At 45.6% G+C, this 26,232-nt stretch carries 23 protein-coding genes and 2 pseudogenes; 7 read left to right on the top strand and 18 right to left on the bottom strand.

The genetic code is table 11. The annotated features are described in order from the left end of the window. Positions 1–12 precede the first annotated feature (12 nt). The 13 genes and pseudogenes from hydG to GJU82_RS00145 form a co-directional block, all read right to left on the bottom strand. Complete coding sequence (gene hydG / locus GJU82_RS00085) at positions 13–1,521, bottom strand: [FeFe] hydrogenase H-cluster radical SAM maturase HydG (protein WP_153630285.1); 1,509 nt, start codon at positions 1,519–1,521, stop codon at positions 13–15. A 190-nt stretch (positions 1,522–1,711) separates the two neighbouring features. Further along, the gene (locus GJU82_RS00090) at positions 1,712–3,502 is read right to left on the bottom strand and encodes an NADH-dependent [FeFe] hydrogenase, group A6 (RefSeq protein WP_153630286.1); all 1,791 of its coding nucleotides are present in this window, start codon (positions 3,500–3,502) and stop codon (positions 1,712–1,714) included. Between the two features lie 25 nt (positions 3,503–3,527). Beyond that, positions 3,528–4,715, bottom strand: coding sequence for an NADH-ubiquinone oxidoreductase-F iron-sulfur binding region domain-containing protein (locus GJU82_RS00095; protein WP_153630287.1), 1,188 nt, complete (start codon positions 4,713–4,715; stop codon positions 3,528–3,530). A 34-nt stretch (positions 4,716–4,749) separates the two neighbouring features. Beyond that, positions 4,750–5,214 (bottom strand): NADH-quinone oxidoreductase subunit NuoE, encoded by a 465-nt coding sequence (gene nuoE / locus GJU82_RS00100; RefSeq protein WP_153630288.1) that lies wholly within the window; start codon positions 5,212–5,214, stop codon positions 4,750–4,752. Positions 5,215–5,486: 272 nt separating this feature from the next. Beyond that, complete coding sequence (gene nuoE / locus GJU82_RS00105) at positions 5,487–6,017, bottom strand: NADH-quinone oxidoreductase subunit NuoE (protein WP_153630289.1); 531 nt, start codon at positions 6,015–6,017, stop codon at positions 5,487–5,489. A 6-nt stretch (positions 6,018–6,023) separates the two neighbouring features. After that, positions 6,024–7,823, bottom strand: coding sequence for an NADH-dependent [FeFe] hydrogenase, group A6 (locus tag GJU82_RS00110; protein WP_153630290.1), 1,800 nt, complete (start codon positions 7,821–7,823; stop codon positions 6,024–6,026). Between the two features lie 27 nt (positions 7,824–7,850). Beyond that, positions 7,851–8,651: pseudogene (locus GJU82_RS00115) on the bottom strand (NADH-ubiquinone oxidoreductase-F iron-sulfur binding region domain-containing protein); the annotation flags it as partial. Between the two features lie 19 nt (positions 8,652–8,670). After that, complete coding sequence (locus tag GJU82_RS00120) at positions 8,671–9,939, bottom strand: transposase (protein WP_194830920.1); 1,269 nt, start codon at positions 9,937–9,939, stop codon at positions 8,671–8,673. 142 nt (positions 9,940–10,081) lie between these two features. Further along, entirely contained in the window at positions 10,082–10,486 is a 405-nt protein-coding gene (locus GJU82_RS00125; protein WP_153630293.1) for an ATP-binding protein, read from the bottom strand. Beyond that, entirely contained in the window at positions 10,486–10,830 is a 345-nt protein-coding gene (locus GJU82_RS00130; RefSeq protein WP_153630294.1) for a hypothetical protein, read from the bottom strand. The genes GJU82_RS00125 and GJU82_RS00130 overlap by 1 nt, the downstream gene beginning before the upstream one ends. A 203-nt stretch (positions 10,831–11,033) precedes the next feature. Continuing rightward, complete coding sequence (locus tag GJU82_RS00135; protein WP_153630295.1) at positions 11,034–12,047, bottom strand: dihydroorotate dehydrogenase-like protein; 1,014 nt, start codon at positions 12,045–12,047, stop codon at positions 11,034–11,036. A 209-nt stretch (positions 12,048–12,256) separates the two neighbouring features. After that, positions 12,257–14,536, bottom strand: a complete 2,280-nt coding sequence (locus tag GJU82_RS00140) for a sodium-translocating pyrophosphatase (protein WP_153630296.1) — start codon at positions 14,534–14,536, stop codon at positions 12,257–12,259. Between the two features lie 510 nt (positions 14,537–15,046). Next, positions 15,047–15,535: an outer membrane protein gene (locus GJU82_RS00145; RefSeq protein ID WP_153630297.1), complete on the bottom strand. Its 489-nt coding sequence runs from the start codon at positions 15,533–15,535 to the stop codon at positions 15,047–15,049. 121 nt (positions 15,536–15,656) lie between these two features. Between GJU82_RS00145 and GJU82_RS00150 the strand changes: the two genes are divergently transcribed. The 6 genes and pseudogenes from GJU82_RS00150 (at position 15,657) to GJU82_RS00175 (ending at position 21,609) form a co-directional block, all read left to right on the top strand. After that, positions 15,657–16,133 (top strand): low molecular weight protein-tyrosine-phosphatase, encoded by a 477-nt coding sequence (locus tag GJU82_RS00150; RefSeq protein WP_153630298.1) that lies wholly within the window; start codon positions 15,657–15,659, stop codon positions 16,131–16,133. Next, a complete protein-coding gene (locus GJU82_RS00155) occupies positions 16,123–16,989 on the top strand; it encodes a fructosamine kinase family protein (protein WP_153630299.1) in 867 nt (288 codons plus the stop codon). Before GJU82_RS00150 ends, GJU82_RS00155 begins: the two co-directional genes overlap by 11 nt. Positions 16,990–17,112: 123 nt before the next feature. After that, the gene (locus GJU82_RS00160) at positions 17,113–18,030 is read left to right on the top strand and encodes a DMT family transporter (protein WP_153630300.1); all 918 of its coding nucleotides are present in this window, start codon (positions 17,113–17,115) and stop codon (positions 18,028–18,030) included. Further along, positions 18,027–18,431: a hypothetical protein gene (locus GJU82_RS00165; protein ID WP_153630301.1), complete on the top strand. Its 405-nt coding sequence runs from the start codon at positions 18,027–18,029 to the stop codon at positions 18,429–18,431. Before GJU82_RS00160 ends, GJU82_RS00165 begins: the two co-directional genes overlap by 4 nt. A 27-nt stretch (positions 18,432–18,458) precedes the next feature. Then, positions 18,459–18,779: pseudogene (locus tag GJU82_RS00170) on the top strand (ABC transporter permease); the annotation flags it as partial. Between the two features lie 859 nt (positions 18,780–19,638). Beyond that, on the top strand, positions 19,639–21,609 hold the full coding sequence (locus GJU82_RS00175) for a DUF3078 domain-containing protein (RefSeq protein WP_153630303.1): 1,971 nt from the start codon (positions 19,639–19,641) through the stop codon (positions 21,607–21,609). Between the two features lie 94 nt (positions 21,610–21,703). On the opposite strand, the gene GJU82_RS00180 is transcribed toward GJU82_RS00175, so the two are convergent. Next, positions 21,704–22,564, bottom strand: a complete 861-nt coding sequence (locus GJU82_RS00180) for a UbiA-like polyprenyltransferase (protein ID WP_153630304.1) — start codon at positions 22,562–22,564, stop codon at positions 21,704–21,706. 129 nt (positions 22,565–22,693) lie between these two features. On the opposite strand from GJU82_RS00180, the gene GJU82_RS00185 reads away from it, so the two are divergent. Further along, positions 22,694–23,068 carry an SRPBCC domain-containing protein gene (locus GJU82_RS00185; protein WP_153630305.1) on the top strand — a complete coding sequence of 125 codons (375 nt, stop codon included), beginning with the start codon at positions 22,694–22,696 and terminating at the stop codon, positions 23,066–23,068. 15 nt (positions 23,069–23,083) lie between these two features. Here the strand turns inward: GJU82_RS00185 and GJU82_RS00190 are convergent, their stop codons facing one another. From GJU82_RS00190 to GJU82_RS00205, 4 genes are all read right to left on the bottom strand, one after another. Continuing rightward, the gene (locus GJU82_RS00190; protein WP_228488492.1) at positions 23,084–23,692 is read right to left on the bottom strand and encodes a GNAT family N-acetyltransferase; all 609 of its coding nucleotides are present in this window, start codon (positions 23,690–23,692) and stop codon (positions 23,084–23,086) included. Continuing rightward, the gene (locus GJU82_RS00195) at positions 23,628–24,131 is read right to left on the bottom strand and encodes an O-acetyl-ADP-ribose deacetylase (RefSeq protein ID WP_153630307.1); all 504 of its coding nucleotides are present in this window, start codon (positions 24,129–24,131) and stop codon (positions 23,628–23,630) included. The genes GJU82_RS00190 and GJU82_RS00195 overlap by 65 nt, the downstream gene beginning before the upstream one ends. Positions 24,132–24,197: 66 nt before the next feature. Further along, positions 24,198–25,244 carry a phosphotriesterase gene (locus GJU82_RS00200; RefSeq protein ID WP_153630308.1) on the bottom strand — a complete coding sequence of 349 codons (1,047 nt, stop codon included), beginning with the start codon at positions 25,242–25,244 and terminating at the stop codon, positions 24,198–24,200. 53 nt (positions 25,245–25,297) lie between these two features. Next, complete coding sequence (locus tag GJU82_RS00205; protein ID WP_153630309.1) at positions 25,298–26,218, bottom strand: DMT family transporter; 921 nt, start codon at positions 26,216–26,218, stop codon at positions 25,298–25,300. Between the last annotated feature and the right edge of the window lie 14 nt (positions 26,219–26,232).

Genomic DNA, 26,232 nt, shown 5'->3' on the forward strand with positions numbered 1-26,232 from the left:
ACATGAATTCAATCAGAGATACAAATCTCTTTTGCCTAGAAGAATGTCCTTGTACTCAGCCCTGAATTTCTCCATCAGGTGAGGCCGTTCGGCGAAATAAGGTCCTGCTTCAATTTCGGCAATTTCCTTCAGAATCAATTCTTCGCCAATGGTTTTGGTTTCAGGCGAGGCATAATCGTTTAGGTATTCCCGGAAAGTCAGTACCGCATTGAGTTTACAGAATTTACCTTCCACGCAGTGGCTCAGCATTCCCATAATGGTTTCACCGGTTCTTCCGCAGCGATAGCCTGCCGTACAGAATGATGAAATATAGCCCAATTCAGCTACTTCGCGGATCACGTCGTCCAGATCGCGCGGATCGCCAATGGTGAATTGCTTTTTGTCCAGATCCGCTTCTGTTTTCTGGTCGGAATAAGCGCCGATTCCAATCCGGGTAGAAGCATCAGTTTGGGTACAGCCCAGATTAATGACTTCTTTTTTCAGTTCTGCTTTTTCCCGGGCCGTTACAATCAGGCCAGCCGTTGGAACCGACAACCTCAATACGGCTACCAGTTTTTTGAAGTCTTCGTCTGAAACCTGGTGTGGTAGATTATTACTCAACGACGAACCGGATGCAGGCGTAATTCTCGGGAAAGAAATGGTATGCGGTCCTACACCAAAGCGGTTTTCCAAATCGATGGTATGATACAACAGTCCCATCACTTCGAAGCGCCAGTCGTACAATCCGAAAAGTGCGCCGATAGCTACATCATCAAGGCCGGCATCCATAGCACGGTGCAAAGCATATAGACGCCAGCGGTAATCACCTTTCAGTGTATTGACGGGATGTACTTTGTTATAAGTTTCGTGATGGTATGTTTCCTGGAAAACCTGGTATGTACCGATTCCTGCATCTTTCAATCTTGTCAGCTTGGCGGAGCTCATCGGTGCTGCGTTGATATTCACCCGGCGGATGTTGGCTTCCCTGCCCGATACCGGTGCATCGCGGTAAACGGAATAAACGGTATTTATGGTGTCGACCATGTAATCCACATCCGAACGCGGATGTTCGCCGAACACCAGGATCAGACGTTTGTGGCCTTCATCTATAACTGATTCGGTTTCTCTGCGGATTTCATCCTGGGTAAGAATACGTCTCGTTTCATTGCGGTTATCTTCCCGGAAACCACAATACTCGCAATTGTTGACACAAAGATTGGAACAATAGAGTGGTGCAAAAAATACGATTCGGTTATCGTAAACTTTTTTCTTTACCTGGAGCGCTGCTTCGTTGATTTCGTCCCACAGCTCGGGCGGTTCGACATTGAGGAGGGCGGCAGTTTCCTCCGGGGCCAGCGTTTTTATTGAGCGTGATTTCTTCAGAATTTCACGAATGTATTCCGGATCGGGATTTTTGGCATTCGCAATTTGTGCATGAATCTTTTCTTCGTCAATAAAATCTTTCCCGTCAATCAGGTACTTATCAATTTCGTCCCTGACAATAACGTCTTTCTTCCACGCTGCCGCTGTCTGATATTGCATGATTGGTTGGTTTTATATAACAAAGGTATATATTTCCCCGGTGAGAACAGCATGATCGGAATCACGAAAAACCTTCTCATTACAAGATTTTTGACAGGTTCTCCTGGTGTCCGGAGATAACTGAAAATGGAGATAAAAACCCGGTCGGGTGACAACCGGGGTTTCAAAGCGTCAAATCAATTTTACGACATTAGAAACGCTGTCGCGGCGTATAAGTAGTATGAAGTAAATGATGAGAGACTTCACTAAGCGGTTCGCCCAGAAAATCCTTATAAATTTTTTGAATTTCGGGGTTTTCGTGCGATTTGCGAACGGGCTTACCCGCATCTTCTTCATAAATGGCTTTCGCCCGTTTTTCCCTAATCTCTGAATTCGTCGGGATGGGTTGTCCGCCACCGCCAAGGCAACCGCCCGGACAGGCCATCACTTCCAGGAAGTGGAAATTGGCTTTTCCGGCTTTCACGGCATCCATCACCGTTTTGGCATTAATCAAGCCGTGGGCAATAGCACAGTGAAGTTCAACACCGTCCAGGAATTTCCACTCTTTCAATGGTTTTTCAATTTTAACGGTGGCTTCCCTGATGCCTTCCATGCCCCTGACAGGGGTGATGTTCAGGTTCTCGAATGGCACCGGTCTTCCGGTAACCAGTTCATAAGCCGTGCGAAGCGCTGCTTCCATAACTCCACCAGTTACACCGAAGATGGCGCCGGCACCTGTTGATTCGCCCATCAGCCGGTCAAACTCCATGTCTTCCATCTGCATGAAATCGATGCCAGCTTGTTTAATCATAATGGATAGCTCGCGGGTCGTAAGAACGTAATCGACATCCCGATAGCCACTGGCATGCATTTCGGGACGAGCCGCTTCGAATTTCTTTGCTATACACGGCATGATGGAAACCGAAACGATCTTATCTGGCTCGAGGTTTCGTGCTTTGGCATAATAGGTTTTTGCCAATGCACCGAACATCTGTTGAGGCGACTTACAGGTCGAGAGGTTGGGCAAATATTCGGGATACATGTGCTCAATGTACTTGATCCATCCGGGTGAGCAGGAAGTAGCCATTGGAAGCCTGACTTCTTTGTCGTTATCCACAAGCGCTTTTTTCAGTCGGGTAAGCAGCTCGGTGCCTTCTTCCATGATGGTCAGGTCGGCAGTAAAATCGGTATCCAGTACCGAATCAAAACCTAAGCGTTTGAGGGCAGCAACCATTTTGCCGGTAACACGACTACCCGGTTCGAATCCCAGGTCTTCACCCAATCCGACACGGACAGCCGGGGCGGTTTGAACAACCACATGTTTTTTCGGGTCGGAGATAGCATCCCAAACTTCTTCCACATAGTTCTTTTCGATCAGGGCACCGGTGGGACAACGGTTCACACATTGTCCGCAGTTGGTACAAACCACGTCATTCATGGCTTTCTCGAAGAAGGTGGAGATTTTCATTTTATCGCCTTTATAAGCAACCGTAAGGGCATTTACTCCCTGAAGTTCTGCACAGGTACGTACACAACGTTGACAACGGATACACTTGCTGTCATCTTTGATGATACTAGGTGAGATCATGTCGATGGTGTAGTTTTTCCAGGGCAGGAGTTCGATAAAGTCCTGCGTCATGATCTTGTATTCCGATGCCAGTGATTGCAGCTCGCATTTACCATTTTTGTAACACTTGGTACAATCGGCGTTGTGTTCCGAAAGGAGGAGCTCGATGATGTGTTTTCTCGAATTCCGCACCTTTAGGCTGTTGGTCAGGATATCCATCCCATCTTCGCAAGGTGTGGCGCAGGCTGCTGACAGACGTTTCTGACCGGCCACTTCTACCACACAAACACGGCAGTTACCGGCAACGCATAAGTCTTTGTGGTAGCACAATGTGGGAATGGTGACATTCGCTTTACTTGCCGCTTCCAAAATGGTGGTTCCGGGTTTTACTGTTACCGGGAGCCCGTTGATATTTATTTGAATTTTTTGAGTCATGATGTACGGTTTGATTGGTTCACGATTAGTAGATCATCTCTTCCCGGAAGTTCTCGACAATGGAAGCAAACGAGTTAGCCACTGATTGACCCAGGCCACATTTGGCGGTTAGTTGCATTGTTTCCGTCAGCTTCAGCAATTTGTCGAGGTATTGCGCCGGACGCTCTCCGCGTTTCACCGCCTTAATCCCGATAAGGAGTTGCTGACAGCCTACACGGCAAGGCGTACACTGTCCGCACGATTCTTCGCGGAAAAATTCAAGGTAATTATCCAACACATTAAACATGGATCGTGAACTATTGTAGATCATCATCGACCCTCCGGTAGGGAGTGAGATTCCCGTCAGTTTCCCCTGGTAACCGATGGCGGTTTCCTGGAATTTTTTTCGGGGCACCAAAAATCCGGACGCTCCGCCCACCTGAACAGCTTTGGTATCGCCATCACCGAATTCATTGACGAAATCCTGAAGGCTCATTCCCAGCTCCAGTTCATAAATACCTGGTTTGGGCGTATCGCCCGATACAGAGAACAACTTGGTCCCGCGGGAGAACTGGACACCCAGGTCGTAGAATTTTTTGGAGCCATATTTAAAAATGGTGAAGGTATGCGCCAGCGTTTCAACGTTATTAATAACGGTCGGTTTGTCCATATACCCCCTAATGGTCGGGTAGGGAGGCTTGTTGCGTGGTTCGCCGCGATGTCCTTCGAGTGATTCGAACAGTGCAGTTTCCTCTCCGCAAATGTAGGCGCCGCTTCCCATAAATAAATCAACGGAAAAATCGAGTTTGATTTTCTTACAGTAGTATTCAAATTCAGAAATGGTTTTTTCCAGTGCCTCTTTAAGGGAGTGATATTCACCGCGTAGATATATAATGCCTTTTTTACTACCGATAATGTGGGCGCAAACAGCCATTGCTGTCAGCACTTTATACGGTACCCGTGAGAGGATTTCCCGGTCCTTGAAGGTTCCCGGTTCTCCTTCATCGGCGTTACAGATGACATATTTTTCAGCTGATTTGGCTTCAGCGGTAATTTTCCATTTTAAGCCGGTTGGGAAACCAGCGCCGCCACGTCCCTTTAGTTCTGAGCTAATCAGCTCATTGATAATATCCTGAGGTGTGCGCTTAATGGTTTTTGTGAGAATTGCCTCCCAGTCATTTTCATTCCGGAAAATGAAATCGGCTCGTTTCAACAGATGATATGATTCAGCCATTTGGATTGATTTTTTTGGTTTGGGATGAAAAGGGTTACTTTTTCATGTATTCCGAAAGAATCTCACGGACTTTTTCCGGTGTCAGATTGGTATACACTTCCTCGTTGATAAGCATGGCCGGGGCTTTGTGACAAAGTCCGAGGCAGTTGGTTTCAACCAGGGAGAATCGGCCGTCAGGTGTTGTTTCACCTGTCGATATTTTGAGCATATCCTGAATGGCCAGGAGCACCTGGTTTTTCCCTTTCATCGAGCAGGAAATAGTTTTGCAAATCCTGATGACGAAACGGCCCATTTTCCGGTGTTCGAGGAAAGAATAAAAAGTGGCTGTTCCATAGACTTCCGCTGCCGGCAGGTCAAGTTCCCGTGCAATTTCAATCATGGAATGTTCCGAAAGGTAACGTTCCTGTTCTACAACTCCCTGAAGTATAGGTAGCAGGCTTTCGCGCTTGCGGCCATGTTTTACCGCCAGTTCTTTGATTTTGGATTGGATTGGCTCCATAGTTTGATGATTTATAGTGAAGAAAAAATGATGGCTGCGTTTTGGGCTCTCTCCTTTATCATCGACGTTCCGTTCGAATTTATACAGAATTAGGGTTAAATACTATATGCTGAAAAGCAATATTTTAGAGTTAGGTGTAAAATGAGAGGAGAAAGACTTTACAATAATCATAAAATAGTAAAAAATTAAAGAAATACATAGCAAAAATCATAAAAAAAACGGGCCTTTTAAGGCCCGTTTCTATTGATATTCAGACGTTAACATATGTGTATTTACTCTTTTGAGGGGTGTGTCGGGCAGCCCGCCTTGTATTCTGATATGATTTTTCGCACATCTGCCTGGGCTACACGCCCATACACTTTTTCGCCAATCATTAGTACCGGAGCAAGCCCGCAGGCGCCAACGCAGCGTAAACTGGAGAGCGAAAACAGCCCGTCCGGAGTAGTTTCTCCTTCATCGATGTTGAGCTGCCGTTTGATTTCGTCCAGGATATTTTCAGCGCCCCGCACGTAACAAGCGGTCCCCATACAAAGAGAAATCGGGTACTTGCCTTTCGGTTTCATGGTAAAGAAAGAATAAAAGGTAACTACACCATAAACCTTCGCAACGGATACGTCCAGTTCTTTGGCAATCAATTCCTGGATTTCAGCTGGCAGATAACCAAATTGATTTTGCACGGCATGAAGAATATTAATGAGTTCGCCTTCTTGGTAATTGAACCGGCGACATATCTTTTTGACCAGTGCAATGCCATTTTCTGACAACTGCACTTTGTGGGTTTTCAAATCTCTGGTTGTTTCCATGACAAATTAATTTTTATCGTCAGTTTCAGATGCATTGCCGTCCTGTTCAAATACGGTGGAACGGTCGAAATATTTGGTGTGGAGTAAATGATGCGCTTTATCGCTCATCGGCTCACCGAGGTATTCTTCGTACAGTTGGAAAATGAACGGATTCTCATGCGATTTTCGGATGGGTTTATTCCGGTCTTCCTGATAGATAGCCTGCTGGCGTTTTTTGAGAATTTCCGATTTTCCGTGATGGAAAGGCTGTCCTCCACCGCCGATACAACCGCCGGGGCATGACATGATTTCAATGGCATGGTACTGGCTTCTTCCGGCAGCAATTTCTTCCAGCAGTTTACGGGCATTTCCCAGGCCATGAGCGATGCCGATGTGTAAAGGCAATCCGGCAAAATCAATGGTGGCATGTCGCAGGCCCTCCATTCCGCGCAATTCTTCAAATTCCACTTTGGGAAGCGGTTTCTTGGTGTAGAGCTCATAAGCCGTCCGCACAGCCGCTTCAATCACACCACCGGTTGTTCCGAAGATGACTGATGCCCCGGTGGACATTCCCATCGGTTGGTCAAATTCTTCATCGGGAAGTGTATTGAAATCGATATTGGCCAGCTTAATCAGGTGTGAAAGCTCGCGAGTGGTGAGCACAAAATCCACATCTGAATTGCCATCCACGGCAAACTCCTCGCGGCCGCGCTCGTATTTCTTGGCCACACACGGCATAATGGAGACGACCACCAGCTTTTTCCGGTCGACATTCAGTTTCTCGGCAAAGTAGTTTTTTGCAACGGCACCGAACATCTGTTGCGGTGATTTGGCTGATGAGGGTACGTCGAGCAATGACGGGAAGTTATGCTCAATGAATTTTACCCAGGCCGGACAGCAGGATGTCAGGATCGGAAGCTTTACGGTTGAATCTCCGTTGAGGTGGCGGGTGAGCCGGTCGAGCAATTCGGTCCCCTCTTCCATGATGGTCAGGTCGGCAGCAAAATCGGTGTCAAACACATAGTCGAAACCAAGGCGACGCAGTGCTGCGGCCATTTTCCCGGTCACCAGCGTACCGGCCTCGAGTCCGAATTCTTCGCCGAGAGCAGCACGAACAGCGGGTGCGGTTTGGACAACGACGGTCTTATCCGGATTTGACAAAGCACGGATGACGGCGCCGGTTTGGTCACGCCCGGTAAGCGCCCCAACGGGACAAACGGCCACACATTGTCCGCAGTATGTACAGGCTGAGTCCTGCAAGTCCTGCTCAAATGCCGGGGAAACAACCGAGTTGAATCCACGGTTAATAGCCGAAAGAACACCAACGGTTTGTACCTCGTTACACATGGTTTCGCAACGGCGGCACATGATACACTTGTCCATGTCGCGGATGATAGCCGGTGATTTGTCTTCGCGGTGCACCGACTTCTCTCCCGAGAAATGGAGCTCACGGATGCCCATTTTGATGGCCAGGCTTTGCAGATCGCAGTTACCCGATTTGGCACAGGTGAGACATTCTGCTGGGTGGTCGCTCAGAATCAGTTCGACAATGGTCCGGCGGGAATTGATAACGCGGATGGACGATGATTTGATCACCATTCCATCGGTTACCTCAGTTACACAGGAAGGGGCCAGGTTTTTCCGGCCCTGTATTTCGACAAGACAAACACGGCAACCACCGGGTTTATTTTCGATTTCCAGGTTGTCCAGTTTCATGTGGCAGAGGGTAGGAATTTCGATGCCCACTTTGGCCGCTGCCTCTAAAACAGTTGTTCCTTTAGGAACTTCAACAGTTTTATTATCGATGGTTAATGTTACCATTTTCATTTTTCAGATGATTTACGGATTGGTCAATCAAGCCACCGAGATGGCTTCGAATTTACATTTCTCCATACAGGCACCACATTTGATGCACTTTTCCGGATCGATTTCATGCGGCTTTTTGCGTTCTCCTTCGATGGCGGCAACCGGGCAGATGCGCGAGCAAAGTGTACAACCGGTACATTTGTTCGGATCGATAACGTACTGCATCATGGCCTTACATTGGCCAGCCGGACAGCGTTTGTCTTCGACGTGCGCAAGGTACTCGTCCCAGAAGTTATCCATGGTTGATAAAATCGGGTTGGGAGAGGTTTGGCCCAGTCCACACAGAGAAGCGTCCTTTACCACGTTGCTGAGAAGTTTCAATCGGTTCAGATCTTCCTTTGTTCCATTTCCTTTGGAAATCTTATCCAGAATTTCCCACAACCGTTTGTTTCCGATACGGCATGGATTACATTTTCCGCACGATTCATCAAGTGTAAATTCGAGGTAGAATTTGGCGATGGAGACCATACAATCGTCTTCGTCCATCACAATCATACCACCTGACCCCATCATGGAGCCGGCTTCAGTCAGACTTTCATAGTCGATAGGAGTATCAAGGAAGTTTTTGGTCAAACAGCCACCCGAAGGACCTCCGGTTTGGACGGACTTGAACTCTTTTCCGTTTTTGATACCACCACCGATATCGTAAATCACCTCACGGAGCGTGGTTCCCATGGGTACTTCAATCAGTCCCACATTGTTGATTTTTCCTGCTAAGGCGAAAACCTTGGTACCTTTTGATTTTTCGGTGCCGATACTGCTGAACCATTTGGCTCCTTTATTAATAATAGTTGACCATCTCCCGTTTTTAGTTTTCAAAATTTAGTAAAAGGCTTAACTGTCCGTCATTAGGAGATGGATCTGATTGAGGAAGGAAAGCCCTTGGTGTCATATTGGCCAGCAATACTTTTATTATCGTGCTGATTTTGTAATAGATAAAATTGCGTAGTTCGTACATACGTTCTTTGTTTAGTGTTTTTACCCCACTTTCAAGCAACAGCCTTGTGTGCAGGGATGAAAGCGATGAGTATATGATGCTCATGGCTATTGTCAGTATTGCCAGCATGCTTTGTAAGCCTTCGAATGTTTTGATTTGTATGTCTTCCAGGTTGTAACATTCCTTGATATGTCGGTGGTACTCCTCTATTTTCCACCTAAAACCATAGGCTGTAAATGCTTCTTTGATTACTTCAACAATACTGTCTTTTGGAGAACGTGTCAGTAGCCAGCAATATCCGCCATTGGCCCTTTTGGTTACAACAAGCCAAAGATCATGCATCTTGCCCTTGATTTGATACTGGACCTTTATCGCCCCGCATTCATAGACCAACTGGCGCTTCTTGCTTTTCTGTATCCTTGTAGCCGTTAATTTCATGAACAACGGCACTTTCTGGCTTATTTTGTTCACTGCCATTTCTTCGCCTTTGTACATCAGCTTTGTGGTTTTCTTCAGGCGCAGGTTAAAGTTGCCTTCATTGGCAATAATGAAATCCCTGCAAATGGGACGGTCCATTCCCCGGTCGAATATTGTTGTGACATCTTTGTTAATGATTGCCCCTACTTCGCCCATTGCTTCAAGAACCTCCTTGTTTTCACTTTTTGCGCCATGGTCAAAACTGTAAAGCTTATTGTACAGGGGAGTCATTTCCTGGTCTTTGCTAAAGTGGACAACATTCATCAGCCAATACCCAAGGCCAATGGTTCCTTTATCGCCATCTTTCACATAGTCCAGCCCATCCATCATCTTGGCATATTTCTTTTGGATATCAGAGCCATCGAACAGGATGTAGTCCCCATGACAGATTTTGCTTTTTACACTGTTCATATGTCCCCGGAATAACTTCATGAAAAAATCTTTCTTGTTATAATGGTTCCTAAAGCGCTTGGTCGTCTGGCTCAACGAGATCGTATCGCAAATGCCTGTGGCTATCTTATTGACCAATACTGTACCTGTCTTGAGTATCCCGGTGGTCATTTCCCTGATACATCGGGCTTCCGGTTTTGTTAATTGACCCTCAAGCTTAAGAAAATAGCGACTGATCTTGTTCTGTACCTGTTTTGTTAATACTTTTGACATGAGCTGGTTTTTAGAGATTATTTGCTTTTGTTTGCACAATAAAAATAACCTTTTTAAACCAGCTTTCCTCATATATAAACATCTTTAAACCCCTGATATGACTGGATTGTAGGGCTTGATCAATCCATTTTTCGGGAGATGGTCAATTCGTAATGTACACCGTGGTCCCTTCGCCGACCTGACTTTCAATATGCAGCTTATCTGCGTTTTTTTTGATGTTTGGTAATCCCATTCCGGCGCCGAATCCCATGGCGCGCACTTCCTCGGAAGCTGTCGAAAAACCTTCCTGCATGGCCCGGGAGATATCCTGAATACCCGGTCCTTTGTCACGCAGCCTGATTTCCACTTTGTCGTGATGCAGGTCAACGCTGATGGCACCCTGCTGGGCATGGGCCACAATATTCACCTCTGCTTCATACAAAGCAACCACAATGCGTCGGATAACCATTGGCGGAACCCCCAATTGTTTTAGCATCTTTTTCACTTCGCTGGATGCTGCCCCTGCTTTGGCAAAGTTGCCTCCTTCCACCTGAAAATTCAGTTTCATCAGTACACCGGTTTTAAACCTGCATTATATAATAGGCCGGAAGTCCGAAAGAGTGAGTACCCGGTAGTAATGAGTACGATATCATTCTGACTGGCTAGTTTTATCATATCCGAGGTGATTTTTTTATTCCTGACAAACAGGATAAATTCGATATCCGCCATTTCGGCTGTGCGGATGGTCTGGGGATTTGTGAGACCGGTCATCAACAGCAATTTTTCGATGTTAATGGTCAAAACATCACTCATTAAATCCGAGCTGAAGCCATACTTGACGGTTCGCCTGAGTTTCTCTTCTCCGCAGATGACTCTGCCGTTAACTATCTCAACGATATGGGCAAGCTCCATAGTTGGCTTTTAAGGTTTGGTTTTCCTGCGGTAAAAATAGGAAAGAGGAATTCGTTAATACATGATTTTGATAAACTTTTACATGCTAATACACTGATTTTAATCAGTTCTAAACAAGGGGGTGGGTGCAGGAAAAATGAATCGAAGGAAGGTAAAGGAGGGGGAATAAAAAACCCGGCGTGTGCCGGGTTAAAATTGGTGGATTAAATCATTGGATATTTTTTTATTATCTCAGTCGAATTCATGAGAATGTCGACATATTGAGCCCGCTTATAAGCGTATGGTTCCTTCAGGTTTTTCATGGCCAGCTTTCCACGGAACTCATCTACGGTTTTATAGCCTTTTTCGTCCATCCATTGTTCGAGGGTATCAAGCATTTTGGTTACGTATCCGGCTTTGTTCCGGAATATGGTACTAACCACCTGTACCGTTGTGGCACCTGCCAATAACATTTTAATAAGGTCTTTTCCATCGGAAATCCCGCGGCTGGCACAAATATCGCCTTTAATTTGTCCGTAGAGCAGGCCGGCGAAACGTAGGGTAACCTGATAATCTTTTTCGTGGGTCAGATCGAAGGGGTAATAGAACTCTTCGGTCTCAATATTAATTTCCGGCTGGAAGAAACGGTTGAAAAGAACCACGGCATCGGTTTTGGCTTTATCCAACTGCTGCACAAAGTTTAATGGATTGCTGTAGAACGAGGAAATCTTCACGCTAACCGGAATTTTCACCGCTTTTTTAACCTTTCTCAGGATGGACAACTGGTGTTCTTCAATGCTTGCACCGGTCTTCTCTAACTCAACCGGAACACTGTAAAAGTTTAGTTCCACACCAGCGACACCTGTTTCTTCCAGTTGTTTGGCATATTCTATCCACGTCGAATCGTAAATGGCGTTTAGGCTGGCAAAAACAGGGACATCAATGGCATCTACTGTTTTCTTTAACTGGTAAAGGTGTTCTTTGGCGCCTGCATGTTTGATGTTCGGAAAAATATCGACCATTTCGGCATTCCTTTCATCATATTCCCCGAGCATGTCATCCAACTGGGCTTCTTCGAGATGAATCTGTTCTTCGAAGAGTGAGCGGTAAACAATGGCGCCGACTCCGGCCCGTTCAATTTTTTTTACCGTTTCGAGCTTATCAACAATGCTGCTGGCTCCAAGAATGATGGGGTTTTTCAGTTGCACCCCCATGTACGTTGTTTTGAGATCCGCCATGTTTTATTTAATTTAGTATTATTTATATGTAACAAGTTAAATCTTCAATTCGTTCAACGCGGGTTGGTTGGCACCGTTGTTTTTTAGTCGTTTTTAATAAATGATTGATGGGGTTCATTTCTCCTTAGAAAGTTATAGAATAATTGCATTTTAACAAAAAAAGAGGTGACCATTTCGGCCACCTCCTTTTAACTATCTTCTAAATTGGATTAGAATATGTGATAAGCAACTGTAACACCAGCCATGACAATGGACGCCATCGTCATCAATTTTATCAGAATATTCAATGACGGACCGGAAGTATCCTTGAACGGATCACCAACCGTATCGCCAACAACTCCGGCTTTATGGGCATCACTGCCTTTTCCGCCATAGTTACCTTTTTCGATGTACTTTTTCGCGTTATCCCAAGCACCACCTGCATTATTCAACATACTGGCCAATGTAAAACCGGTAGTCAGTCCACCGGCTAAAAGACCGATAACTCCGGCTACTCCAAATATGAGTCCAACAGCTACGGGTACAAAAATAGCCAGTAGTGAGGGCAGAATCATCTCTCGTTGTGCTCCTTTTGTCGAGATTTCAACGCAGCGGGCATAATCCGGCTTTCCTGTTCCTTCCATAATACCCGGAATTTCGCGGAATTGACGACGTACTTCGTCGACCATAGCTCCGGCAGAACGACCAACGGCCTTCATGGTCATAGCGCTGAAAACAAATGCCATCATGGCTCCAATGAACAATCCACCTAAAAGAAGAGGATTGAACAGCGTTAGACTATAAGCATCCACAAAATCCTGGATATTGGCTGTGGCTATTGCAACAGCTTTTTTCCCGGCAGTAACAACGGGAGCGTGATCGTTATAAAACAATACGTTACCAACTTCTTTGAAACCATCACCGGCCAGTTTTCCCAGCCATAGTTTGATTTCTTCCATATAGGCTACTAATAGGGCCAATGCTGTCAGTGCAGCTGAACCAATGGCGAAGCCTTTACCGGTAGCGGCAGTTGTATTTCCAAGCATATCCAGTGCATCGGTCCGTTGCCGGACTTCAGGAGCCAGTTTCGCCATTTCGGCGTTTCCACCAGCGTTATCGGCAATGGGGCCAAACGCATCAGTGGCAAGGGTGATTCCCAGGGTTGAGAGCATACCCACTGCAGCAAACCCGATACCGTAAACACCGGTGGCAAAGTCATGGAATCCACCGCTAAAACCGTAGGCTGCAATAATCCCCAGCACAATGGTTAACACTGGAATCCATGTGGAAAACATCCCGACAGCCATTCCTTCGATGATGGTAGTTGCTGGTCCCTGCAGACCTTGTTTCGCAATACCTTTGGTTGGTTTATACTCGTCGGATGTGAAGTATTCGGTTCCCTGGCCAATAATAACACCAGCCAACAGGCCGGCTACGACCGAGCCGAAAACTCCCCAACTTATCCAGTCAAATTGAGCCATTAACGCCAGTACGACAAGAATCATAGCAGAGCTACCTCCTGTTCCCAGCAGTAAAGCATTTAGAAGGTTCTTTTGTGTCGCTGATTCTTTTGCTCTTACCAGGAAGATTCCGGCTACGGAGAGAATAATTCCCACTGCAGCAACAATCATCGGGGCAATAACAGCTTTGGTCTGGTCAGCTCCGGTCAGGCCGGGGAGGGCAGCGCCCAGTGCAGCTGTTGCCAGAATGGAGCCGCAATACGATTCGTACAGGTCAGCTCCCATACCGGCAACATCACCTACATTATCACCCACGTTATCAGCAATGGTAGCCGGGTTGCGAGGATCGTCTTCCGGAATGCCGGCTTCCACTTTACCAACCAGGTCAGCGCCCACGTCGGCTGCCTTGGTGAAAATACCTCCCCCCACACGGGCAAACAATGCCTGGGTTGAAGCCCCCATGCCAAAGGTCAGCATGGTAGCAGTAATTTCAATTAGTTTTTCATGTTCACTGGTTCCTGCTTGGACAAATGTCAGGCCTATCCAGGAAACGCCTTCCTGCATGTGTGCAGTAGTGTAAACCAAATTATCGAGGATAAAGTACCAGATAGAAATGTCGAGGAGGCCAAAACCGACTACGACAAGGCCCATCACAGCTCCGCTACGGAAGGCGATTTTTAATCCCTTATTCAGCGACTCAGAAACTCCGTGGGCTGTCCGGGCAGAGGCATAAGTTGCCGTCCGCATTCCCAGAAAACCGGACAGTCCGGAGAAAAATCCTCCTGTCAGGAAAGCTACCGGGACGAACGGGTTTTGAACCCCAAGGTAAGCAAGTATCCCAAGCAGGATCACCAGCACAATGAAAACCTTAGCTACCACCGTGTATTGTCGGGCGAGATAAGCCATGGCCCCTTCACGCACATGTTGGGCAATTTCAATCATTTTAGGAGTCCCTTCCGGGTTGGACATCATGTTCTTAAAGAATATCCAGGCAAATAAAAGGGCAAATAGAGAGGCGGCTGGAATCAGCCAGAAAACGGAATGAATCATAACAGACGCTTTATTTATTATTGGTTTGATCAGGGCAAAATCTCCCTGTATTGATTTTTTGATTATTTGAAACGAAATGGCAGGTTAGGCCAATAAATTCTTTCCAGTTTCGGAATAAAAATAGGTATTATGAAGAAATAAGGATGTTTTATAATTATGTTGTGGAGCAGATTTATCGATTTCGTTTACGGTAACGGATACTTTTTACTGTTTTACAGCAGGTTTTGGAATTGACCGATTAACCGAAAAATCTTTGTGTTGGAAAACGGCCTTTCCCCGCCATCTTCCCGGCAGGTAAACCGATTCGCACCCAACTTTTAAATATGGATTTGTCAATTTGAAGATGAATCAGCGCTTGGATTTACCCCTCCTCCCGATGTACGTCGCGGATAGGGGTAAATAACTTAAGCTGTACTTACAATCTGATAGTCCTGAAAATGCTCTTTGGACTTTTCGGACACCCTCAACATTTGTGTGGATGATATTATCTCTGCAATAGCAAAGATGGGATTAAAAACAGTAACGAACCGAAAGTGCCAGATCGAGGTTGAGGTTGTCTCCTTGCGGATTGATGAATCCCAGTTGAGGACGGGTATCGATGGCCACCTGCAGCGGAATTTCAAAGTTGTATTCAATTCCGGCTGTTCCGGCAATAGTCAGGAATAACCCGCTGTCGCCGTAGTCGGTATAATTAGTCCGGTAACTCCATGAACCAATTCCGGCACCTGCACCGGCATACCAATTGAAACCGCCATCGATGTGCCAAACCCATTGGTGAACACCGGTAAGAGCCCAGCTATTCCAGCTGTTTCCGGAACGAACGCCCAGATCCGCTTCCAATCGGGTCATTGGGGTGAGGGTGTATTGGTAACTGATTTCGGTTCCAAAGTTTGCGTTATTGCCTAAGCGTAAGCCCAATGCATGTTGGTGATTAATCTGTGCATTGGCAAAGCCGAATGTGCCGGCGATAAGCAAAATCGATAAGAAAATTTTCTTCATGGCCATGATTTTTTCGGCAGCAAAATTAAGGCATTTTTGGAAACAAGAAACAGAGAAGACAACTCATCCCGGTTGCGAGGCCTGAAAAAACTTGCGATATTCGGGTTGAAATTTAATTTGTATGAAGAAGCAGATCCTATTTGTTTGTTTGGGAAATATTTGCCGGTCACCCAGTGCCGAGGCAGTGATGAATGCTTACATTGAAAAGGGAAATCTGGAAAATGAAATCGCTTGCGATTCGGCGGGCATTATGGGTTACCACGAAGGCGAACCGGCTGACCAACGAATGCAATCGCATGCTATCAGACGTGGCTACAATCTGGCCAGCATTTCGCGACCAGTGAATCCGGACGTAGATTTTGATCGATTCGATATGATTATCGGTATGGATGATCAGAATATCCGCGATCTGCAATCGTTGGCGCGAAATGAATCCGATCGAAAGAAAATATACAAAATGACCGACTTCCTTGAGGAGTTTGGCTACACATCGGTCCCCGATCCGTATTACGGCGGGGAAGAAGGATTTGAATTGGTTTTGGATCTGCTTGAAGATGCTTGCAATGGTTTACTAAAGCACATTCAGTATGGGAAGTGAACAGGATATAATTACACGAATTGAAGCCTGTACCGGCGAAAAAATTATTCGGACACAATCCATCGGCGGAGGGTGCATTGCCAATGCCCGGCGGATTACTACCGGGGCTGGCCGTTCATTTTTCATGAAGTCTGGTTTCCATAATTCCATGTTTCGAAACGAAGCTAACGGTTTAAAAGAGCTGGCTAAAGCAAATGCCATTCGTGTTCCTAAAGTTTTGTTACAAGAAGATGATTTTCTTTTGCTGGAATTTATCCCGCAAGGTGGAAGAAAAAGAAATTTCTTCGAGGATTTTGGCCGGCGATTTGCCCGGATGCACCGTTACCAGGCTGAACAGTTTGGTTTTTATGAAGACAATTTCATTGGAGCTACGCCCCAAGTAAATATCCCGGTAGGAGATGAGGCAACCAATTGGACTTCATTTTATATGAATAAGCGCTTGCTGTTTCAATTTCAGTTAGCTGAACGTAACGGCTATGCTGATGAAAAACTACGCTCCGGTTTCCGCAAGCTGGAAGAAAAGATTGAAGATATCCTAGAGGGAAGTGAAGAACCTCCAACCTTGTTACACGGCGATTTATGGAGTGGAAACTACATGAGCGATGAAAATGGTGAGCCGGTTATCATTGATCCGGCGGTGTATTATGGTCACCGTGAAGCTGATTTGGCCATGACAAAACTGTTTGGCGGTTTTTCATCTGAGTTTTATTCGGCTTACCGCGAAGAAAATCCATTGCCTGATGGCTATGAATACCGCGAGAATATTTACCTGCTCTATCACGTGATGAACCATCTAAACCTTTTTGGAAGCAGTTACTATGGTCAAGCAGTTCGGTTGCTCCGGAGTTATTTATAAAAACTTGGCTTCATTGGGTTCATGAAATTATGATGAATCATTTTCCTGGTAATAATTGTTTCTTTGGCTGATAAGAATTTTAGGCATAGTTTTGCACCTCTTTTAACAATTGATACCTGATTCATGCGGACCAAACTCAGCAGTACGATTTTCCTGGCCATTTTAGCTTGCCTGTTATGGGCATCGGCTTTTGTCGGAATCAAAATTGGCTTACCCTATACGACGCCCCTTCAGTTTGCCGGAATCCGGTTCTTCATCTCCGGCTTGATTATTCTACCGTTTTGCTCCCAACGGAGGGATTATTTCCGCATTATTCTGAAAAACTGGAAGGTGGTATTCATTATAACGCTGCTGCAGACCTTTGTGCATTACTCTCTGTTTTACACCGGAATTTCAATGGTTCCGGGAGCACTTGGCGCTATCGTAGTAGGTTCGGGGCCTGTGTTTGTCGCCGTTGTGGCTCATTTTACTATGCCCGATGACAAAATGAGTTTGAAAAAGGCAGGCGTTATTCTGCTGGGATTGACCGGTGTGGTTTTGGTTAGCCTGGAAAAGGGCAGCCTTTCCGGAGAAGGGAAGCTGATACTGGTCGGCATTGCGTTATTGGTACTGACCAATATTAATTCCGGTTTTACCAATATTATTGTAGCCAAGGATAAAGACAAAGTGCCGCCGCTGGTGCTCAGTTCGGCCAGTATGATTGTAGGCGGTGTAATGCTTTTCCTGTTTTCCATTCCCATTGAAGGGCTTCATTTTTCGGCCAAGCCTTTCGAATATTATGCCGCGTTGGCATGGCTCAGTTTTCTTTCGGCCGCTGCTTTCTCCATCTGGTTTACACTTTTAAAACGTCCGGGTGTAAAAGTTTCGGATCTAAACATGTGGAAATTCATTATCCCGGTTTTTGGAGCCATTTTCGCCTGGATTTTACTGCCTGATGAGCATCCCGATGTTCTTTCCATTGCCGGAATGATTATCACGGGCAGTTCCCTTTTACTTCTCAATTATCTGAACCGAAAAAAAAATCATTCGGTAAAAATTTGATTTTTAAGGAAGAAGGCCCTCTGCTGGATAAGATTGATCGTATTGTTGACCGGTATGTTACCGTAATTGGCGGCAATCCGTTTTTGCCTCAGTTCTTAATTGGCGAAATTAATCGCGATCCGGAGAAATTTGTAAGAATTCTCCAGAATAGTGGAATCGACCCAAATTTTTTGCAAAGAGTAATCGACAAAGAAGTCGAAGCCGGAAATATCAATCCGATTCAAGCCGCAGATTTGATTCCCAACCTGATTGGGATGATTATCATGCCTTTTGCTGCACGGCCGTTGTTTCAGACAATTTTTTTTCAGGGTGACAGGGAGAAATATGATGAATATCTGAATAAAAGGCGCAAGATGGTCAGTGCTTTCATCAAACAGGCGCTAACCAGGAATCCAGCGTAAGCAACCGGCCAAACTCTAACGGTCACCGTCTTTTTACTTGGCGTGATGGGACTGGGATTATTGATATCGGTGGTTTCTGATACACAACAACAGGTATTTTTTGTAAGTTACTTCTTCCTGCTCGTCTTTATTCTGATGAGCGGCCTGTTCACGCCGGTGGGAAGTATGCCGAAATGGGCTCAGTGGCTCGATCACCTGAATCCGTTGTATTACATGATGAAAGTTATCCGTAATGTGGTACTGAAAGGCTCCGGGTTCTTTGACCTGAAATATGAATTCCTTTCCATGTTAGGATACGGCGTCGTCATGTTCTCCCTGGCGGTGATGCGTTACCGGAAAACAGCATAAAAGTTAACACCTTCATATGTTTCGGACTCCCTTCGTCGCCATAAAGCCTGAAGGGTTGATATGGTTCCAACCCCGGGTTAGATTGTCCATGCCAACCGTAGGCGCACATTTCGCCAATCAACAAAGAACGTCCGTTGTAGCGCTTCCAGGGATGACATCCTTAAGGCCACTGATGAAGTTTTTGTGGGCGATGCCATTAACAAGTGCTAAAATCTCCACTTTTTGCCAGCAAAGCAATTAGTAAATGCTTAAACGCCCTCTTTATTGCCAGCGGAGCAATTAGTAAATGCTTAAACCTTCACTTTTTGGCTAGAGAAGCAATTAACAAATGCCTAAACCTTCACTTTTTAACCAGCGAAGCAATTAACAAATGCTTAAGCCTTCACTTTTCTTCAGCGAAGCCATTCGACAACTTGAAAACCCTCCTTTCGGTTCGGCAAGCTGTGGGACGACTCCCAAGGCGTGGTTTAAGAGGGTGTCCGAAAATTCCAAAGAGCATTTTCAAAACTATCAAATTGTAAATACAGTTTAATTTGTTCACCCCGACCCCGAATTCTCGAGGACTAAAGGGGGACTTTAAGCCGCCCCTTTAGTGGAGTCCCGATGTCCATCCGAGGGGTAAAACAGAAGGCCGGTTACCGTTTGTAAGTTTCAAATTTTGCAGTGATACTTTTCGGACACCCTCATTTTTGTATATAATAATTCAAAATGATAACTATTATGAACGTTTTATTTGGTTTTAGCAATAAAATGGCACGAAAATGGATGTACATAAAGTTCGAAGGAATGATTTTAAATCTTTTTATAAATCTGCTTTGAATAACTATTTTTGTGTTGAACCAAACCAGGGGAAGTAATTATGTCAAGAATATTTCCGGTCTTGATGCTGGCATGTATCGCGATGTTGGCCGGTCCTGCATGGGCTAATACACAAGGTTCTGCTTCTGTGAAAAAGGATCAACATCGTGACCAGCTGGAAAATCCGAAGGATACGTTAGCGTGGAGTGTGAATTATCTGAACCGGATCATGTATTCGGGAAATGAGTGGTACCTTACCGATCGTACATATCAGAAGGCCATTAAAGGTGTATTAAATTATGCCGAAAATCAGCCCATCGATACATCGGTGGTCGAAATGCAAAAGCTATTATCCGATTATGGCGTAGTTTTTATCTACGATCGGCGGCCTCAGGATATTCGTCATCCGGAAAATGTTCCCGGTTATATTACTTCCAATCAAGTCGACGATCAGGTCAAATCGTTGAAGAAACAATGGGCGGATAGCCTAAAAAACAGTATGATTGAAGTCCCCGAGTCGCTTCTTGAAAATATAGAGAAGGAAGTTCGACTGATTCCGGCAATGGATCCACAGCGATTGCTGAGTGACTCATTGGAACAAATGCCGGCAGCCTTTCGGCGTTGCCTCAAGCAACATTTTGCCAGCCTTGGTGCTGCCGATTCAATTTCACCGGCGGCCTTTGATTCTATTCGTATCAGCGTCGTTGAGTCGTGCCGGTTGCGGTATAACGGTTCGGTTTTAACCAGCTACCGCGATTCGGTTATTGCACAATACCGTTCGGGGTATATTCAGCAGTTTATTGATTCAGCAGCTCAGGCCTACCGGGAAAAAGTGGAACAAAGTAATTACGACAAGTTATCTTATTACAATGATGGAGCAGTAGCATCGGCGAATGATTCACTTCGTATGGCGCTTCGGTACCTGACAAAATATGCAGCAGCCGATTCGGTGAAACTAAGTTTTACAAACCTTGCCGGCGAGAAGAAGTCGATGTGGACAGCAAACCGGCCTATGCCACCCATTCGGTTTTACCTGAAGAATGTACAGAACGATTCGTTGGGGGTTATCGTGAATAATAGCGGAAAGGGGAAGGTGAACATCATCATTGATGATGGAGTGCAAATCCAACGCTTTACAACCACAGACCGGCGGGAAATAAAAATCAAGCGGGAAGAACCTGGAGACAACTTGCTGGCTATGAACACTATTACACCGAAGTTGTCGCCCTGGGAAATGGGCGGTGACGGCACGTTGGGCTTCACACAAACAACGTTGAAAAACTGGGCCAAGGGAGGTGAAAGTTCGCTGGCTGCATTGGGCGTTGCCAAGTACCATGTCAATTATTCAAAGAAGAAGATTAAATGGGAAAATGATCTGGAACTCCGTTACGGGATGAACCGGACCGATACGAAGGGCTTGCAGAAAAACGACGATAAGATTGAATTCCAATCCCGTCTGGGATATTCAGCATTCAATCGTTGGTATTATTCTGGCGATTTCGATTTTAAAACACAGATGACGCGGGGATATTCCGATCCCGATCACCAGAAACCTATATCGGCCTTCATGGCTCCGGGATACGTAACGTTCTCAATTGGTCTGGATTACAAACCCAACGCCGATTTCTCGTTGTTTATTTCTCCGCTTACGTCCAAAACAACATATATGAATGATACTGCACTGATCGACCCGACAAACTATGGACTAAAAGCCGGACAAAAGAAGTTGTGGGAACCGGGTTTCATTGTAAAAACAACTTTCAAGAAGGACATTATTGAGAATATTCACTATGAAACAGCAGGGCAGATATTTGTCAACTACCGTTACCCGTTTACCAAGTTCAATTTCGATTGGGAGCAAACACTGGTCCTGAAGGTGACCCGTTCCATCAATACCCGGATTATGACGCACCTGATTTACGATGATAATACCAAATTCCCGGTATATGATAATGCCGGAAACCAAATCGGCAAAAAGCCCAAATGGCAGTTTCAGGAGCTTTTTACTGTCGGGTTTACGTACGAGTTTTAAGCAAACAATTCATGATAGCAGGCCGGGCATTTCGCGAATTTCGGAGCGGTTCGTTTGATTCTGTTGAAGTACTTTAAGTGTGTCGCCACTATAATTAAATGTAAAGTGAGGTAATCACAAAAACGGCGAAGATAACACTGGCCACACCGTTGGTGGTTCCAAAAGCCAGTCCCACTTTACTCAGGTCGTCGTGTTTCACAATGCTTTGCTGATAAGTAAGCAATCCAACGAAAATGGCAGCCCCTGTCCAATACAACCAGTTGGCATGCAAATCAATACCGGCCCATACTACCATGATGGCTGCCAGTACATGAATGAATGCTGAGAACCTTAATGCTTTCTTCACGCCAAGTAAAACCGGAACACTGTTCAACCCTTTTTCACGGTCGAACACTACATCCTGCGAAGCATAAATGATATCGAAACCGCTGACCCAGAAAAAAACAATAAACGAGAAAAGGATGGGAACCAATGCGAATTTTCCGGTTACGGCCAGATAGGCGCCAATGGGGGCCAATGCCAGTCCGGCGCTCAATACAAAATGGCAAAGCGGCGTGACGCGCTTCATGTAACTGTACCCCATCACTACGATCAGGGCAATTGGCGACAGGAAAAATACCAGCTGGTTGATAAACCATGTGGTGGCAATAAACAGAATGGCATTGATGGTAACAAATACAGCAGCATTGCGAGGCCTAACGATACCGGCAGGAATTTCACGTTTGGCTGTGCGTGGATTTTCCGCATCAATTTCACGATCGAGATACCGGTTGAAGCCCATGGCGGTGTTCCGGGCAAAAACCATGCAAAGCAAAACAGCGATCAACTCTTCCCAGCGAAAAACAGATGTTGTTTGGGTAATGGCCAGCGTAAAGCCGATAAGCGCAAAAGGCAAGGCAAAAATAGTGTGTTCGAATTTTACGAGGTTGGCGTAATTACGTATTTTCGTTATCATAATATAAACATCGCTTAGTAATCGATGGACAAAAATAGAAAGTTTGCGCTATATTGAGCCTGATAAATTACTTACACCGGATATTCTCGTTATTTTTGGCCGGTATAAGACCGCTAAAAGAAGTTCCCGATGAAAGAATTGAAGAAGTATTTTAAGCTGAAAGCATCGCCTGCCGATGTATACAATGCATTGGTTAATCCGGTTATGCTTGAGATTTGGACGGGTGAACCGGCTGTTATGAGTACCGAACCGGGCTCGCGCTTTAGCTTGTGGGATGGAGCCATTTCGGGTGAGAATGTGGAATTTGAGCAGGACATGCGCATCGTACAGAAATGGCATTTTGGAGAAGATGAGGATTCGGTTGTCACCATTAAACTGCATCCCGATAAGGGGGGAACAAGTATGGAAGTTCACCAGACCAACATTCCTGAGGGAGCCTTCGATAATATGAAAAGCGGTTGGGAAGAAGATTATTATGGAAGTCTGGCCGAATTGTTTATGTAAGCCGGTTTCCCGGAATTAGTTCAGTGGAAGTCGCATCTTGTAGTCATCCATGATGAAGCCGTTGCCAATGTCGGCGACGGTTGGCCCGAGATTGAGGAATCCCATCTTTTCGTAGGCGGCAATGCTGTTCGAGTTAAACTTATTCACCGTAAGGGAAATACCCTTCAATCCCCTTTCACGGGCATATTGACGGATGAAATCCAGCGCTTGCTTTCCGTAGCCTTTTCCACGCTGTGAGCGGTGTACGTAGTATTTGCTCAGAAATAACTCCTGTTCCCTGATTTGCATTCCCACATAACCAACGACTTTCGCTTCAGCAAAAATCAGAAAATAAATATAACTTTCGTTTTCAATTTGATTGGAAATGGCCGGAACCGATTGGTATTTGGCTACCATGTAATCGACTTGTTCCTGCCCGATGATGGGGACATAATGTTCGTTCCAGATTTCTTCTGCCAGCCGGGCAACCGTTTCGATTGCACCGGGGCTGGCTACCGGTTTCATGGTGATTTTCATGGAGGCCAAAATAGCAAAAAGAGATAAAAGATGGTTGGATTGATTAATGTAAAACTTCCTGGTAAAGTGAAAAATTTTCATCGTCGAAACAGCAGAAAATAATTTCATCAGGTAAAAGAGAATTTTCTACAAACTGTTTCACTTCGGCCACAGCAATGCGGGCTGCTTCCCCTTTCGGGAAATGATAAACGCCCGTGCTGATGTTGGGGAACGCGATGGATTTCAATTTGTGCTCAGCTGCAATTTCCAGGCTGCGCCGGTAACATGAGGCGAGTAATTCCCGCTCTTTGTAACTACCTCCCGACCAAACCGGACCAACGGTATGAATGACATGCTTAGCCGGTAAGCGATAACCTTTCGTGATTTTTGCATCGCCCGTGGCACATCCGTTTAATGTACGGCATTCATCAAGCAGTTCCGGACCGGCAGCCCGGTGAATGGCTCCGTCAACGCCACCGCCACCCAACAATGAATTATTGGCAGCATTCACAATCGCATCAACTTTCAATTGTGTGATGTCTCCTTTGATAACCCGAATATTTGTCATGCGATATTCCCTTTTTTGTTTCTAAAACGAAGTTACAAAAATCGGAACAGTCAACCGGGGGAAATGTTATTTAGAAGTCTTGTCTGCTTGTTTTTGCAGCTTACGTACCCGAATAGCGAAGGCGTTCTCTGCATTGGTTACCAGGATTTGATCGATTTCATCTTTGGTAAAACCTGTTTTGTAAAGCAAGATCATTAAGGTATCGAAAATGGTAGAATAATCTCTGAAGTCTCCACCATTAGGTTCTCGGGGTGAATACCAGCCAGCATCCTGCGATATCAGTACACGGTCAAGCCGTCTTGCCGCTTTAAAGTATTTGAGCAGATCCAGCATCCGACTGACCATTTTATACTCGGGAGTTAGATTGTCAAAAGCGACCCAGGTTCCCATGTCGGCAGCTGTAAGGATTTTATCCATCTTAGGCTCAATCATGGCGTGTGTCCAGATAAAAGCAGACGGGGCAACGCCGTATTCATTCAAAATTTTTAACTGCGAAAATGCCGGTCCCGCCAAACCGGTGTGCGACATAATGGTCAATCCGGTGGCCAGGTGCGTAATACAAGCCGCCTTCACCAATTTAACGTCTACCTTGGTCATGGGCACGTTGACACCAATTTTAATAAATCCGGGTTTGATGCCGGTATTCCCGATACCGTTTTTCGCCTCGTCAATCCATTGTGCGGCAATTTCTTCGGCACTCAAATCAAAGGCTTCCTGAGGTAAATATTTGTAATTCCCCGCAGCATACCAGCCGGTATTGGTGATGAGATTCATGCCGGTTTTTTCCGATAGCTCTTTTAATAATTCAGGGTCACGGCCTAAAAACTGAGGAGTTCCATCGACAAACGTATTTACGTTGTATTGTTTTAGCGCCTCAAGGTAGGGAAGGACCCGTTTCACCACTTCTTCACGATTGTACCGATCGGGACTGATACGGTCGGCCCCGATAAAATCAACCAATATGTGTTCATGCGAAAGCGTAACACCCATTTGAGAAGCAGGGATTTCGCCGGTCACGGTCATTACCTTCGAATCATCATGTTGACAGGAAAAAAGGAATACGGGCATGAGTGCGAGCATGACCCGGTTTCGTTTGGCAAAGCTAAGATTCATAAGTTCGTTTTGTTTAGGTTGGCAAAAAATATAAAAAATTAGCCAGCTAAACTTCACAAATTGCCATCAATCTTTTTACGCTTTCGCTTGACAACCAATACGGCTCCGGTAAGCACAAGAATGGCAGCCAGATAACCTTGCGGAGAAATGTTTTCGGGAGGAATCCAGGAAACGTGTCGTTCCGATAAAATAGCCATGGTAATAAAGGTAATGACGGGATTCATGGCAACAATAATGCTGATCTTATTCGCTTCGATATATTTGAAGGCGGCCCCAAGCGTTCCATAAGCGATTAGTGTATTGGCAGCAAGGAAAAACAAAAGAATCCACCAACCGGGCGTGAGGGTTGCCAGGTGATCGAAGTTTGCTGCCGGCATGAAAAGAAGCGCCGGTAAACCATAGATAAACATGTTCATTGTCTGGGCATGGTGAGTTTGCACCAGCTTTTTCTGAAAAACAGCATAGATGCTCCAGGCAACCGCACCCGAAACAATCCAGAGTACACCGGTATTGAAATCAGCTTCCTTACCCAGCATGGTAATTAGTTGCTGACGGTAGAAAAGTAAAAAACCTACTGACGCGACAACAAAACCGATGATTTGCCTTCGGGAGAGTTTTTCCTTGTAGATAATGATACCGGCGACTGCAAGCAAAACGGGGCCCAGCTGAATGATAACCTGCGCATTTCCCGGCGAGGTGTAACTAACTCCCTGCATAAACCCAAGATAGTTCCATCCAAGGGCAAGAGCTGCGACCACCAGAATAAAAGGCGGTTTGATAAGAATGCGCAACATTTCCCGTTTCCGGAACAGAAAGAAGGAGAACAATGCCAGAAACGCGACGGTAAAACGAAACCAGACAATGGTGTACGAGTCAACCATGGTTGAGGCTACTTTCAGGGCAATGGCCAGAAATCCCCATAAGAAGGCGGTTGTCATGGCCAGTAAAACACCTTTGGTTGTGTTGGGTGTCATCAGCGTTTTGAATC

It is taken from the genome of Prolixibacter sp. SD074 (assembly GCF_009617895.1).
Lineage (GTDB): Bacteria > Bacteroidota > Bacteroidia > Bacteroidales > Prolixibacteraceae > Prolixibacter.

What these genes read in the sequence shown, in the direction of transcription:
- hydG (WP_153630285.1), bottom strand. Translation starts at nt 1,521, where the DNA reads ATGCAATATCAGACAGCGGCAGCGTGGAAGAAAGACGTTATTGTCAGG.
- GJU82_RS00090 (WP_153630286.1), bottom strand. Translation starts at nt 3,502, where the DNA reads ATGACTCAAAAAATTCAAATAAATATCAACGGGCTCCCGGTAACAGTA.
- GJU82_RS00095 (WP_153630287.1), bottom strand. Translation starts at nt 4,715, where the DNA reads ATGGCTGAATCATATCATCTGTTGAAACGAGCCGATTTCATTTTCCGG.
- nuoE (WP_153630288.1), bottom strand. Translation starts at nt 5,214, where the DNA reads ATGGAGCCAATCCAATCCAAAATCAAAGAACTGGCGGTAAAACATGGC.
- nuoE (WP_153630289.1), bottom strand. Translation starts at nt 6,017, where the DNA reads ATGGAAACAACCAGAGATTTGAAAACCCACAAAGTGCAGTTGTCAGAA.
- GJU82_RS00110 (WP_153630290.1), bottom strand. Translation starts at nt 7,823, where the DNA reads ATGAAAATGGTAACATTAACCATCGATAATAAAACTGTTGAAGTTCCT.
- GJU82_RS00120 (WP_194830920.1), bottom strand. Translation starts at nt 9,939, where the DNA reads ATGTCAAAAGTATTAACAAAACAGGTACAGAACAAGATCAGTCGCTAT.
- GJU82_RS00125 (WP_153630293.1), bottom strand. Translation starts at nt 10,486, where the DNA reads ATGAAACTGAATTTTCAGGTGGAAGGAGGCAACTTTGCCAAAGCAGGG.
- GJU82_RS00130 (WP_153630294.1), bottom strand. Translation starts at nt 10,830, where the DNA reads ATGGAGCTTGCCCATATCGTTGAGATAGTTAACGGCAGAGTCATCTGC.
- GJU82_RS00135 (WP_153630295.1), bottom strand. Translation starts at nt 12,047, where the DNA reads ATGGCGGATCTCAAAACAACGTACATGGGGGTGCAACTGAAAAACCCC.
- GJU82_RS00140 (WP_153630296.1), bottom strand. Translation starts at nt 14,536, where the DNA reads ATGATTCATTCCGTTTTCTGGCTGATTCCAGCCGCCTCTCTATTTGCC.
- GJU82_RS00145 (WP_153630297.1), bottom strand. Translation starts at nt 15,535, where the DNA reads ATGAAGAAAATTTTCTTATCGATTTTGCTTATCGCCGGCACATTCGGC.
- GJU82_RS00150 (WP_153630298.1), top strand. Translation starts at nt 15,657, where the DNA reads ATGAAGAAGCAGATCCTATTTGTTTGTTTGGGAAATATTTGCCGGTCA.
- GJU82_RS00155 (WP_153630299.1), top strand. Translation starts at nt 16,123, where the DNA reads ATGGGAAGTGAACAGGATATAATTACACGAATTGAAGCCTGTACCGGC.
- GJU82_RS00160 (WP_153630300.1), top strand. Translation starts at nt 17,113, where the DNA reads ATGCGGACCAAACTCAGCAGTACGATTTTCCTGGCCATTTTAGCTTGC.
- GJU82_RS00175 (WP_153630303.1), top strand. Translation starts at nt 19,639, where the DNA reads ATGTCAAGAATATTTCCGGTCTTGATGCTGGCATGTATCGCGATGTTG.
- GJU82_RS00180 (WP_153630304.1), bottom strand. Translation starts at nt 22,564, where the DNA reads ATGATAACGAAAATACGTAATTACGCCAACCTCGTAAAATTCGAACAC.
- GJU82_RS00185 (WP_153630305.1), top strand. Translation starts at nt 22,694, where the DNA reads ATGAAAGAATTGAAGAAGTATTTTAAGCTGAAAGCATCGCCTGCCGAT.
- GJU82_RS00190 (WP_228488492.1), bottom strand. Translation starts at nt 23,692, where the DNA reads ATGAAATTATTTTCTGCTGTTTCGACGATGAAAATTTTTCACTTTACC.
- GJU82_RS00195 (WP_153630307.1), bottom strand. Translation starts at nt 24,131, where the DNA reads ATGACAAATATTCGGGTTATCAAAGGAGACATCACACAATTGAAAGTT.
- GJU82_RS00200 (WP_153630308.1), bottom strand. Translation starts at nt 25,244, where the DNA reads ATGAATCTTAGCTTTGCCAAACGAAACCGGGTCATGCTCGCACTCATG.
- GJU82_RS00205 (WP_153630309.1), bottom strand. Translation starts at nt 26,218, where the DNA reads ATGACACCCAACACAACCAAAGGTGTTTTACTGGCCATGACAACCGCC.